Below are 11,608 nucleotides of genomic sequence, written 5' to 3' on the forward strand. Positions count from 1 at the left end.
CAGGCCATTGGGAGTGTGCAGTTGGACGATCGCACTACGGGACACGACGGCGACGGTGTCGGCGGCGCCCGCCACGACGAGGAATCCGAGTCCGATCCAGGGGTCGGATACGAGCCCGAACAAGGCCAGGGACGCACCCCAGACGGCACTTCCGCCGAGCATCACCAGTCCGGGACGAGGCAGCCGGGTGAAGGTCCCCGACAGCACCGAAGCGGCCGTCCCGCCGACGGCGACGGCCGAGAGGAACAAGCCGAGGGTTCGCGGGTCGTCGCCGAACCGTTCGGCGTTGACGAGCGGAAACAAGCTGATCGGCATGGACAGCACGGTGGTGGCGACATCGGTGAGCAGAGCGCCACGCACGGCGGGGTTGCCGATCAGAAACGCGAGTCCGTCCCGCACGCCCGCCAGACCCGGTCGGGACGCGTCGTCGCCGGGCGGCATGGCGGGCAATCCCATGGCCGCGCGGAACGCGAGGCCGAAGGTGACCGCGTCGATCAGGTAGCACCCGGCCGAACCCAGCCATCCGAGCAGCAGACCGCCCAGCGCCGGACCCGCCAGCATCGCGGCCTGCATGGTGATCCGGTTCAGTGCCAGCCCCGCGGCCAGTTGGGTTCTCGGCAGCAGATGCGCGACGAAGGTGCGGGACGCGGGTCCGCCGCCTGCCACGAAACAAGACTGCACCGCCACGACCGCCAACAACGCGACCACGGGCATGGCGCCGAATAGTCCCTGCGAGGCCAATACCAGCGCGCACAGCGCCTGGCAGGCGGTGGTGATCAGATAGAGCCTGCGCCGGTCGGTGCTGTCGACGAGCGAACCGGCGAACAGGCCGAAGGCGATCAGCGGCACAGCGCGGGCCATGCCGATCGCACCGGTCCACACGGCGCTATGCGTGGTCTGCCACGCCTGGAACATGACCGCGACCACCGCGATCTGACCGCCGAACCCGGACAAGGTCCGGCCGATCCAGAGCCTGCGGAACCCCGGAGAATCCCGCAGCGGAGCGATATCGAGCAGCGCCTGTCTCAGCGCCATATCGGACCCTCGGACCGGTTCCGCCGAGACGGCCATGAACTGCGTTGGGACGCAACGATTCTTGTGAATGCGCTGCGAATTCTCCCCGAGACCATCACCGGATCATACGGCGCGGTGCCTGCGGCTCGGATCGCGACGACGGTCATCACCGGATCTGCTACGGCGCGCGGGCCAGTCCGTACGAGGTTGTGCGAGAGGTGGATACGGCGAAGACGATCGCCGTATCGCCCCAGCGAGCATCCGCGCGTGTACCGCGCCGTCTCGCCTTCTCAGCAGTTCGGCTGGAAAGGATAGCAGCCCTGCTGGGTTGGCGGCGGCGGTTTCGAAGGCTCCGCCGGTTTCGAGGACTCCGCCGGTTTCGGAGCCTCGATGGTGACGGATGGGAGCCACGACGGCGCCTCGATGACCGGCGGGGGTTCGACAGGTCGCTCCGTGACCGATGTCGTCGTTGTGTCGGTGCTCGGGGCCTGTTGGTCGACGCCGCGGCTCATCACCCAGATCACGCCGGCGATCACCGCGATCAGGGCGACCAAGACGACGGCGCCGATCAGCAACAAGGCGCGGCGACCGCGTGGCGGGGTCGGGGTGGCTCCCGAGTCCACGTCGGATGCGCCGCCGGGCAGCGGTTCTTCGGGTTGGATGGTTTCCGAAGTCAGGTCGTGGTCGCCCAGTGCGGCCGCTTCCGGGCCGCTCGGTGGCCCGGTGAGCGGGCTCGTCGGTGAGACCAGCGGGCGAGAGGGCAGGGGCGTGGCGGGCGCGTTCGATGCCGCGGGAATGCGGGGCGGGTCGGAATGCGGTGTGGCTTCGGGCGCGGCAGTTCCGGTGGCAGGCTCGTCCGATGATCGCGGAGGACGGCTGGATTCGGGATCGACCGGTGGCTGAGCGGACATTGACCTCTCCGAAACGCTACGACAGGGAACACGCGGACAGTACCCGGATGAACGGTGTTTCAACGCCTTCGGGGTATCGGGATCGGCCGGGCCGGGTCATAGTGGGTGAAGCCCCCACCGGACCGACCTGGCCCGCCGATCACCTCTCGGGTGAATCCGAAACTCCAGGGCCGAACGGACATACCGCACTCGCGACTCCGCCGACTCAGCGCTGGCGCCAGCTCAATGGTCCGGGGAGGTCGACGCTGTTCTTCTTGCTGCGGGAGTTCCACGACCACGGGCCGATCTTGATGCTCCAGGAGGACAGCCCGTTCTGGGTGAAATTGAGTTTCAGCGGTCCGAACGACCTGCGCTGACGGTACTTGATCGGCATTCCAGCCTCCCTACACGATGGCCGACGATATCGGTATCCCCGGCTTTCCCCGGCCGACGGTGACCAAACCGGCCGAGTCGAACCCCGCCGCGCCGTGGCCGGTTGTCGGGCGAAGTCGGCGCGAAGTCGGATCGCCGGTCCGACCCGGGTCGCGACGGCGTCGTCTCGGACGTGCTCGAAGCACCTCGACGGACCGGTGCACTCCACACACACCGGCCTTGGCACTTCGACCAATCCCGCTGGGGCGCATATCCAATGATCACACCGATTCCGTTGTCGACTGTGTGCAAGATTCCTTTCGACGGCGCGCGGCCCGTGCTTCGTTCAATAGGTTGAGTCCAAGGGGGCAACCAGAAAGGAAATCCGAAATGGGCTCTGTCGAAGGTATGTTCGAGACTTTCATGTCCTTGATCGAAGGTATTCTCAGCGCATTCGGCAGCTGATCGATCCAGGGCGACCGGCGTGACCTGACGGCGGTCACGCCGGTCCCGACGAGGACTGCCGCTTCACGTAGCCGTCGAGGCGGACACGGCCGAGGCGGGGCTGACGGCGCGACCTCGCCACAGGATTCGCGCGACCGTGGCCGGTTTCAGCAACGTTTCGGGTGGGTCCACCAGATTCGCGACTCGCATGAAGGTCCGGGCGACGGCGGGGTCGAGGTGAGCGGCGCGGTGGGCGCGCATGACGTAGGCGTTCATGAGCCGCATTCGCCGCGTTCGCTCACCGACCACTCCGGGGTGATTCAGGTCGGAGCTTGTGGACATGCGCCACGCGATGTCGACATGGCGTGCGGCTTCGGCGTAGAAACGCGCGGGCAATTCCGCTGTTCCGGCACGCAGGCAGGTACGCAGGGCGAGCGCTTGCCTGCCCGCGACCGTCATGCCCTGCGCGTAGAGGGGATTGAAATTGCACAGCGCGTCGCCGAGGACGATGAATCCCTCGGGGTGGCGGTCGATTCGCTCGAAGTAGTTTCGGACAGAACCTTTGAATCGGTGCGGCACGGGATCGCTCAACGGCTCGGCGTCGCCGATGATGCCGTGGATGTCGGATACCGGCAGCGTCGCGGCGAATGCGGTGAAGCCCTCGTGGTCGGTCGGCGGGTGATCACCGAGCATCCCGCCCAGCGTGACATGCCAGATATCACCTTCGACGACGATGGCGCCACCGCCGCGCCTGCCCGCCATGGTCGAGACGACCACGCCGAGTTGGCCGTCCAGATGTTCGGGTTTGCGCCGGTAGGTGCGCGAGGAATAGCCGAGGTCGATCACGACGGTGTCCCGTTGCGGCGTCGGCGCGCCGAGCGCGCGCAGCCATTCCGACGCACGTGACGCGCGGCCGGTGCAGTCGACCACGAGGTCGGCTCCCATTGTCGTTGCGGGACGGCCGGATTCGCTTACCGACACACCGGTGACCCGGCGGTCGTCGCCGACCAATCCGGTGGCGGCGATACGCTCGCGCACTACCAGACCGGGCAGCATGCCGGCACGCCGCCGCAGTTCGGACTCGAGCAGGGGACGGCTGGCGAGCAGTGTCACCAGTCCGGTTCGGGTCGGCGCGGCGCGCAGACCGCTCAGGTACCAGCGCGAGCCCGCGAGCACCTCCGTGGTGGGCGCGCCCGCGGCGACGATCTCCTCGGTGAGGCCCGGGCAGAGCTCCTCGATGATCGCGCGACCGCCTTCCATCAGACCGTGCAGATGCCTGGCCTGGGGGACTCCCCGGCGCGGCTGCGCGCCGTCGAGGGTGTCGCGCTCCAGCACCGTCACGCGCGGAAAACGCTCGGAAAGCACTATCGCCGTCAGCAAGCCCGCGATACCCGCGCCGAGGACGATCGCGTGCGGAGAATTGGAATTCACCTTTGGCATGCTCGGTCGGTGGCGAGCCGGATTCGCATCATATCGAATTCTCTTATCGCACGATCAGCGTTGCGTCGCACCGGTTTACGCTATTGCTCCATTGAACAGAACTATGACATGACGCCATTCACAGCGAGTTCACAATTTCGCCACCGGCTGCTGCTGTGCTGCGAAGTGTGATATCCGAGCGTCTCCGCGCGACGACGGCACCACCCGTGACGCCGATCGCGAGTGCGGTCCTCGTGTGCCGCGTCCCGGTGCTCGCACGCCTCGCCGATGCCCCGCCGCACGCACCGCGTCTCGTCGGCGGCCTCGGCGCGCCCCGATCTCGGCCCGTCGAACGGAGTGCACGATGACCGAAACGCTGGACATGTTCTCCCCCGAACTCCGCGCCGACCCGACGCACGCCTATCGGCGCCTACGCGAGACCGGGCGGCTGCACGAATTCCGGCCGGGTATCCACCTGGTGCCGCGCTACGCGGATTGCGACGCGATCTTCGGTGACCCGGCCTTCGGTCACGGCTACTTCTCCGGGATCAACCCGTTCCGTCCCGGCGTCGACCCTCGAACACTGCCCGGTTCGTTCCTGCTGATGGACCCGCCCGACCACACCCGCCTGCGCGCGATGGTCGCGCCGTCGTTCACTCCCCGCGCCATCGCCGCGTTGCGCGACCAGATCACCGCGACGACGATCGCCCTGCTGGACGACGCGCTGGCAGCGGGCGAAGTCGACTTCGTCACCGATATCGCCTACCCGCTGCCGCTCACCACGATCTGCACCATGCTCGGCATTCCCACCGCCGACCACGCGATATTCGGTGTCTGGGCGGCCGCGATCAGCCGAGGTCTCGACCCGGACGCCCTACTGTCGGAGAACGAGAAGCAGGCCAGGAGCGACGCCGTGCGAGCCTTCGGCGAGTACTTCGCCGTCCTCATCGAGCGTCGCCGAGCCCGACCCGGCACCGATCTGCTCACCAAACTGGCGACCAGGACTCCCCTGCAACTGCGCCAACTCGTCGACATGGCCGTACTGCTGCTCATCGCCGGTCACGAAACGACGATGAACCTCATCGCGTCCGGCGTTCTGGCACTCGCCCGCAACCCGGAGCAGCGCGAAATACTGCGCACCGCACCGGAAGTGAGCCGAATCGCGGTCGAGGAATTCCTCCGATTCGACACCCCGGTTCCGTTTCCGACCCGCGTCGCCATGCGCGACGTCGAGTTCGCGGGACGGGTACTGCCGCGCGGCACGGGCCTGATGCTGCTCGTCGGATCGGCCAATCGCGACCCCGAGGCATTCACCGACCCCGACTCTCTCGACGTCACCCGATTCGCGGCGAACCGCCCGACGCCGCGACACCTCGCCTTCAGTCACGGCCCGCACTTCTGCGTCGGCGCGCCCCTGGCCCGGCTACAGGGCGAGATCCTGTTCACCGAACTCATGAGGCGCGCGCCCGATTTCGAACTCCTCGACCCCACGCCGCCCTATCGCGCGTCGGTATCCATGCGCGGACCACTGTCGCTTCCGGTCCGAATGTCCGCTGCGAGCATGTAATTGCTGGCCGCTCACCTGCCACCGACCAGCCCCTCTGACAAAGCATTACCGGCGCGAAGTCGTGATCAGTACGCCGAGGACGTCGCGGACGACCTCCGAGAACGCGCCGAGGACATCGGCGGTCTGGTCGGCGGGTGCGCCGCGGGTGTGGGCGGCGACGGAGAACCCCGGGCCGAACGAGGCCGACGCCACCTCCTCCGGCGGCACATCCGACCAGCCCCATTTGCTGCCTTCCACGCCGGGCAGCAGGCCGGTGCCCCAGTTCTGCCGGGTACCGTCGGCTGCCGTGGGCGAAGCGGTGGCCATCCAGACGAGTATCGGGGAGGTCGGGTCGGTGGACTGCTTGGCGTCGAGGAAATCGGCGAGGTCGGCGGTGCTGGTGACCGAACTGCTCCAATCTCCGCCCGACCTGGTCTGCGCCAAACCGTACTCCGCGGCGACCGCGTCGATGGCCTGCGGATATTTGGCCTCGACCGTAAAGGCCGCGGCGTCGTCGGAGTACCGGATCATGCGTTCGGCATGTGCGCGGTCCTCGGCGGAACCGTCGCCGTGCCGCAGGGCGTAGTCGGCGAGATACAGCTTCGCCATCGACAGCGCACTGCGCGACTCGTATTGGTTCACCGTCCCCCAGTCGACTCCGACCGGCGTGCGCACGGACATGGCCGTGCGGGCGGGCACCGCATCCGACGGGGGGATCGACACACCCGGCTGCGAGTGCCCCACCGCGGGCATCGCACCGAGACAGACGATCGTCAGGACAGCCAGTGCCGTGCTGCGGTAGCTCATGGTTTCTCCTCGGCCGTGTATTCGATATCAGGACCGGCCATAGCGGCGCGGTCCGACGACAGAACCGACGCGCGCTGACCCGGCACGTCCCACAGACCGATGCAACCTTTCGAAGCTACCGCACAGCAATCTTCGCCGTCACCGGAATGCGCCGAAATCCGCTCGTCGAATCACGGTGAATCCAGTGATGACTCGACCACGGACCGTCATCTCGAGCGCCCGGGTGACCGCGCCGCCAACCCGCCGAGCAACCGAAGCGGCCAGGAATCCGACGGCACGGACGGATTTCATGCCGAGTGCCCCGCCACCCCCTCGTACGCCGCCATCAGTACGGCGAGGGCGCGCGTGTAGCCGTCGTTCCACAGAATCCGAACGGGCCGGGCGGCGCGGCCCCGATGTCGCGCGGAAATCGTGGATCGTTTTGCCGTGGGGTGGCGGGGTATCTCCGGCCGTGAGCGGGAGGTTCGGGGTGATGGCGCAGATCGCGGTGACCGGTGTCGCAAGGTTGAGAGCAGCGCGGGGGCCGTGGGCGTTGCGGCGCGGTACGTGGTTGGGCGTGCTGCGGCGCACGGCGACGGCACTGTGGAACGATTCCCTGACCGACCGGGCGGCGGCGCTGACCTATTACAGCGTGATCTCGTTGTTCCCCGGCGTGGTGGTGGTGTCGGCATTGCTGGGGTTGGCCGGACCGTCGGCGACCCGGTCGTTGATCGACACGATCACTCAACTCGGTTACGGCGGCGACAATTCGGTATCGGTCCAACTGTTGGAGGAGTTGCAGCGTTCACGCTCGCTGGCCGGTCCGGCGGCGATCGTGGGCCTCGCGGTCGCCTTGTGGTCGGCCTCGAGATATGTCGGTGCGTTCGTGCGCGCGGTCAACGCCGTATACGACACCGAGGAAGGCCGTCCGTTGTGGAAGACGGTTCCGCTGCAACTGGGTCTGACCGTCGCGCTCGTCGTTCTGGTCGTGGTGTGCGCGGGTGGGGTGCTCGTCAGCGGGCAGATCGCCGAGATCGCGGGCCGGTGGCTCGGATTCGGGCCCGCCGCGGTGCGTATGTGGGGAATCGCGAAATGGCCGGTACTGGCGGTTTTGGTGAGCGTGGTCATCGCGCTGCTGTACTGGGCGGCGCCGAATGCGCGCCAGCCGGGCTTGCGGTGGCTGACACCGGGCAGCGTGCTCGCGGTGGTGGTGTGGATCGTCGCGTCGGTCGGATTCGCTTTCTACGCGACTTATTTCGGGTCCTACAACAAGGTGTACGGCTCCCTGGCCGGAGCGGTGGTGTTCCTGGTGTGGATGTGGCTGTCGAACGTGGCGATCCTTCTCGGTGCGCAGTTCGACGCCGAACTCGTCCGTGGCCGTCACATCGAACAAGGCGGACCCGCCGACCGGGAACCGGTCCTTCCGTACCGCGACGACCCCGAGTAGCGGCGCCCGAGCAGGTGAGCCGGTCCCGGAGCGAGCCATAATACGACAAGCTGTAGTATCGAACTGTGCGACAACCGGTGGAGGTGACGGCGCGGCTGCGCGGCGTCCTCGTCGGGGCGGCGTCGGGTACGGTGGCGATCGCCGCCCATGCGGCGGGCGGCGGAATCGTCTCCGCCGGTCGATCACCGATCGCGCTGCTGGTCGCCGCCTGCGCTCTCGTCGGAGCCGTAGTCGCCACCGTGCGGGTCCGCCGGGGATTCGCCGAACTCGCGATCCTGTTGGGCGCCGGACAGTGCGTGGGGCATCTGGCGTTGACGATGTCGTCGGATCATCACCACGGCACGCATGTCACCGCACCGATGCTCCTCGCGCATCTCGTCGCCGTCCCGGTGGGCGCCGTGCTGATTCGCGGCGCCGAACTCGCCGTCGTCCGTGCGATGTCGAGCGTGCGGCGCACGCTCTCGGTATTGCGGAACGCACCCGTCGAGGTCACCGAGACCGGGCTCGTCGACGCGACAGGCCCGCTGTTCCTGGCGCGTCGGCTGCTGGTCTGTTCCGGTATCGGCACACGGGGACCACCGGCGTTCGGCTGAATCGCAGGTGGCGGCCGAGCGGAACGGTCCGTACGGCAGCGCCACGGTAGTCGTCGGCGAGCCTCCCCCGGTCCGTCGCGGATATGTCCGCTACTCGGCCGTCGATCGCGAGGTGTCGACGGTCACCGCCACCGTGCGAACCGGATCCGACGACCCGGCGAACGCGCCGCGCGTGTCGGCACCGTCGACCGGGGTGAACCACACCGCCGATCGAAAGGCCGGATCGAATGCCTCCGCTTATACGGTGGCGAAGGCATTCCGTGGCGGGCGTGGACCGTCCGACGGCGAACATCCTCCATCCGAACGACAACCGGAGAACTCTCATGTCCATCCTCAGCATCACCGCCCGCGCGTCTCGCGGCGCCGCCGTCCTCGCCGCGGTCGCTTTCCTGCCGCTCGCCTGCTCATCCGACAATGCCGCTACCACCCGGGGGTCGGATGCCGTCACGATCACCGACCAGTGGGTCAAGGCGGCCGACGGCGACATGTCCGCGGCGTTCGGGCGATTGGCCAACAGCGGCGACACCCCGGTGACCGTGGTCTCCGCGACCAGTCCCGCCTCGGCGCGGATAGAACTCCACGAGGTGGTGGCCGCGGCCGACGGCACGAAGAAGATGCGTCCCAAGGACGGCGGATTCGTCGTTCCCGCGCACGGATCACTGACGCTGGCGCCGGGTGCGGACCACATCATGTTCATGGGACTCAACGGGCCGCTGCGTACCGGGTCCGAGACGGCGATCACCCTCACCTTCGGCGACGGGTCCAGCGCGAGCTTCACCGCGCGGGTGCGTGACTTCGCGGGCAATCAGGAACAGTACGAAGGCGGCACCGCCGCACCGGCCCCCGCGCACGGTGCCTGACCGGCGCGGCGGCCGTATCGGTCGGCGACGTCTGCTCGGCGGCGCCGCCGCGGTCGGCCTCGCCGGCGTCGGTGTCGGCACCGGATCATTCGTCTCCCGGACTCACGATACCGACGACAGCCCGTCGGAGCCGTTCCACGCCGGACATCAGGCCGGGATAGCCACGACGCCGCAGGCGCATGCCGCCTATGTCGGATTCGATCTGAAACCGGGTACGACCCGCGCGGACGTCGTCGGCGTCCTGAAGATCTGGACCGGTGACGCCGCGCGGCTCACCCGGGGTGCGCCCGCCCTGGCCGATACCGAACCTGAACTGGCCCGGCGACCGGCGCGGCTGACGGTCACCGTGGGCCTCGGCCCCGGCGTGTTCACGGCCAACGGGCTCGAGCACCGCCGTCCGTCGTGGCTGCGGCCGCTGCCCGCGTTCCCGATCGATCGGCTCGACCCGCGCTGGTCCGGCGGCGATCTGCTGTTGCAGATCCGCGCCGACGAGGCGACCACCGTGGCGCACGCGGTGCGCGTGTTGTGCCGCGGCGTCGCCTCGCTCGTCGCGGTGCGCTGGGTGCAGCGGGGCTTTCGCGACGCCCCGGCGCAAGGCACTCCCCGCAATCTGATGGGCCAGGTCGACGGCACGGCGAACATCGCGGCGGGGACAACCGATTTCGATCGGCTCGTGTGGTGCGACGGGTCGGAGCAGCCGTGGTTGGCGGGCGGCACGTCGGTCGTGTTGCGACGGATAGCGATGACCTTGGACACCTGGGACGAGATCGACCGGGAGGGAAGAGAACTCGTCATCGGCCGAACCTTGTCCTCCGGTGCCCCGTTGACCGGTCGACACGAGTTGGACCAGCCCGATTTCGATGCCGTCGACGCCAACGGGATCCCGGTGATCCCGCCCTCGTCGCATATCGCCCGCGCCCATCGCACCCACGAAGGAGAGCGTTTCCTGCGCTGCGGCTACAACTACGACGAGGCACCGGCACCGGCACCGGGCAACATCTCCGATTCGGGACTGCTCTTCGCCGCCTACCAACGCGACGTGGACGCCCAGTTCCTCCCGGTGCAGCGGCGGCTGGCCGAATTCGACGCGCTCAATGCGTGGACGATCCCGATCGGCTCGTCGGTATTCGTCATCCCGCCCGGCGTTCCCGACCCCGGCGGATATCTGGGACAGACGTTGTTCGAGTCGTAGCCGGAGCGGGCGAGGTCGGGCGTCGCGCTGTTCACTGGATGTTCGCTTGCCTACTGTTTAGACAGGCATCAATATCGAGGTATGTCTAATTCGCAGGCGATCACGGCGGTGCGGGAGTGCGCCGTCGCCCCGATGGTCCGCGCACCGCTGTCGGCCGAGGCCGCCGCCGGGCTGGCGGGGATATTCAAGGCACTGTCGGACCCGGTGCGGTTGCGGGTGCTCAGCGCGGTCGCGGCACGCGCGAATCACGAGGCGTGCGTGTGCGACCTGTCGGCGGGCATCGATGTGACCCAGCCGACGATCTCACACCACTTGCGGGTGTTGCGCGAGGCAGGTCTGCTCAGCAGCGAACGCCGGGCGTCGTGGGTGTACTACCGGGTCGAGCCCGCGGTGTTGGCACGATTGTCGGCGTTCCTGGTCGAGACCACACCCGAGGCGCGACGGTGACGGGGTTGGCGCGGCGGTTGGTCGCGGAGTTCGTGGGCAGTGCCCTGCTGGTCGCGGTGGTCGTCGGGTCCGGGATCGCCGCACAGCAACACTCGCCCGGCAATACCGGTTTGCAGTTGCTCGAGAACTCGACCGCGACGGTGTTCGGGCTCGCGGTGTTGATCCTGGTGTTCGGGCCGGTATCCGGCGCGCATTTCAATCCTGTTGTCTCGGGCGCGGATTGGTTGCTCGGACGCCGGTCCGGCACGGGCCTGTCCGCCGGTGAACTCGGCTGCTACGTACTCGCGCAGATCGCGGGATGTTCGGCGGGGGCGGTGCTGGCGAATGTGATGTTCGAGGTCGGCGCGTGGCAGGTCTCGACCCACGAGCGGGCCGGTGGCGGCCATCTCGTGGGTGAGGTGGTCGCGACCGCTGGGTTGCTGGCGGTGATCTTCGCGCTGGCGCGCACGGGCCGGGCGGGGCTGTCGGCGGCGGCGGTGGGCGCCTATATCGGTGCCGCGTACTGGTTCACCAGTTCGACGTCGTTCGCCAATCCGGCGGTCACCGTTGGCCGGATGTTCTCCGATACCTTCGCCGGGATCGCGCCGAGTTCGGTGCC

At 68.2% G+C, this 11,608-nt stretch carries 12 protein-coding genes; 7 read left to right on the forward strand and 5 right to left on the reverse strand.

Annotation, left to right across the window (positions count from 1 at the left end; genetic code table 11):
• The 4 genes from APZ21_RS14235 to APZ21_RS14245 form a co-directional block, all read right to left on the reverse strand.
• On the reverse strand, positions 1-1,035 hold a 1,035-nt coding region (locus APZ21_RS14235; RefSeq protein WP_082393101.1), incomplete at its 3' end, for an MFS transporter.
• A 269-nt stretch (positions 1,036-1,304) separates the two neighbouring features.
• Positions 1,305-1,925: a hypothetical protein gene (locus APZ21_RS14240; RefSeq protein WP_054813790.1), complete on the reverse strand. Its 621-nt coding sequence runs from the start codon at positions 1,923-1,925 to the stop codon at positions 1,305-1,307.
• Between the two features lie 205 nt (positions 1,926-2,130).
• The gene (locus APZ21_RS32970) at positions 2,131-2,298 is read right to left on the reverse strand and encodes a DUF4236 domain-containing protein (protein ID WP_082393100.1); all 168 of its coding nucleotides are present in this window, start codon (positions 2,296-2,298) and stop codon (positions 2,131-2,133) included.
• A gap of 506 nt (positions 2,299-2,804) precedes the next feature.
• Positions 2,805-4,151 carry an FAD-dependent oxidoreductase gene (locus APZ21_RS14245; RefSeq protein WP_204249099.1) on the reverse strand — a complete coding sequence of 449 codons (1,347 nt, stop codon included), beginning with the start codon at positions 4,149-4,151 and terminating at the stop codon, positions 2,805-2,807.
• A gap of 352 nt (positions 4,152-4,503) precedes the next feature.
• Here APZ21_RS14245 and APZ21_RS14250 point away from each other — a divergent pair, with 352 nt between their 5' ends.
• Positions 4,504-5,706 carry a cytochrome P450 gene (locus APZ21_RS14250; RefSeq protein ID WP_054813792.1) on the forward strand — a complete coding sequence of 401 codons (1,203 nt, stop codon included), beginning with the start codon at positions 4,504-4,506 and terminating at the stop codon, positions 5,704-5,706.
• Positions 5,707-5,751: 45 nt separating this feature from the next.
• Here APZ21_RS14250 and APZ21_RS14255 read toward each other — a convergent pair whose 3' ends face one another.
• Positions 5,752-6,492 carry a hypothetical protein gene (locus APZ21_RS14255; RefSeq protein ID WP_054813793.1) on the reverse strand — a complete coding sequence of 247 codons (741 nt, stop codon included), beginning with the start codon at positions 6,490-6,492 and terminating at the stop codon, positions 5,752-5,754.
• 472 nt (positions 6,493-6,964) lie between these two features.
• On the opposite strand from APZ21_RS14255, the gene APZ21_RS14260 reads away from it, so the two are divergent.
• The 6 genes from APZ21_RS14260 to APZ21_RS14285 form a co-directional block, all read left to right on the forward strand.
• Complete coding sequence (locus APZ21_RS14260; RefSeq protein ID WP_054813794.1) at positions 6,965-7,918, forward strand: YihY/virulence factor BrkB family protein; 954 nt, start codon at positions 6,965-6,967, stop codon at positions 7,916-7,918.
• A gap of 65 nt (positions 7,919-7,983) precedes the next feature.
• The gene (locus APZ21_RS14265) at positions 7,984-8,511 is read left to right on the forward strand and encodes a hypothetical protein (RefSeq protein WP_054813795.1); all 528 of its coding nucleotides are present in this window, start codon (positions 7,984-7,986) and stop codon (positions 8,509-8,511) included.
• Positions 8,512-8,834: 323 nt separating this feature from the next.
• The gene (locus APZ21_RS14270) at positions 8,835-9,371 is read left to right on the forward strand and encodes a copper chaperone PCu(A)C (protein ID WP_054813799.1); all 537 of its coding nucleotides are present in this window, start codon (positions 8,835-8,837) and stop codon (positions 9,369-9,371) included.
• Positions 9,364-10,563, forward strand: coding sequence for a Dyp-type peroxidase (locus APZ21_RS14275; protein WP_054813796.1), 1,200 nt, complete (start codon positions 9,364-9,366; stop codon positions 10,561-10,563). Before APZ21_RS14270 ends, APZ21_RS14275 begins: the two co-directional genes overlap by 8 nt.
• Before the next feature lie 81 nt (positions 10,564-10,644).
• On the forward strand, positions 10,645-11,010 hold the full coding sequence (locus tag APZ21_RS14280; RefSeq protein ID WP_054813797.1) for an ArsR/SmtB family transcription factor: 366 nt from the start codon (positions 10,645-10,647) through the stop codon (positions 11,008-11,010).
• Positions 11,007-11,608 (forward strand): aquaporin (locus tag APZ21_RS14285; RefSeq protein ID WP_054813798.1); only part of this gene is annotated, 602 nt, incomplete at its 3' end. The genes APZ21_RS14280 and APZ21_RS14285, both read left to right, overlap by 4 nt.

The sequence above is a fragment of the Nocardia arizonensis genome, from assembly GCF_001310275.1.
Classification (GTDB): Bacteria; Actinomycetota; Actinomycetes; order Mycobacteriales; family Mycobacteriaceae; genus Nocardia; species Nocardia arizonensis.

Bases quoted from the DNA above. Each gene is read 5' to 3' on its own strand.
- APZ21_RS14240 (WP_054813790.1), bottom strand. From the start codon at position 1,925: ATGTCCGCTCAGCCACCGGTCGATCCCGAATCCAGCCGTCCTCCGCGA.
- APZ21_RS32970 (WP_082393100.1), bottom strand. From the start codon at position 2,298: ATGCCGATCAAGTACCGTCAGCGCAGGTCGTTCGGACCGCTGAAACTC.
- APZ21_RS14250 (WP_054813792.1), top strand. From the start codon at position 4,504: ATGACCGAAACGCTGGACATGTTCTCCCCCGAACTCCGCGCCGACCCG.
- APZ21_RS14255 (WP_054813793.1), bottom strand. From the start codon at position 6,492: ATGAGCTACCGCAGCACGGCACTGGCTGTCCTGACGATCGTCTGTCTC.
- APZ21_RS14260 (WP_054813794.1), top strand. From the start codon at position 6,965: ATGGCGCAGATCGCGGTGACCGGTGTCGCAAGGTTGAGAGCAGCGCGG.
- APZ21_RS14270 (WP_054813799.1), top strand. From the start codon at position 8,835: ATGTCCATCCTCAGCATCACCGCCCGCGCGTCTCGCGGCGCCGCCGTC.
- APZ21_RS14280 (WP_054813797.1), top strand. From the start codon at position 10,645: ATGTCTAATTCGCAGGCGATCACGGCGGTGCGGGAGTGCGCCGTCGCC.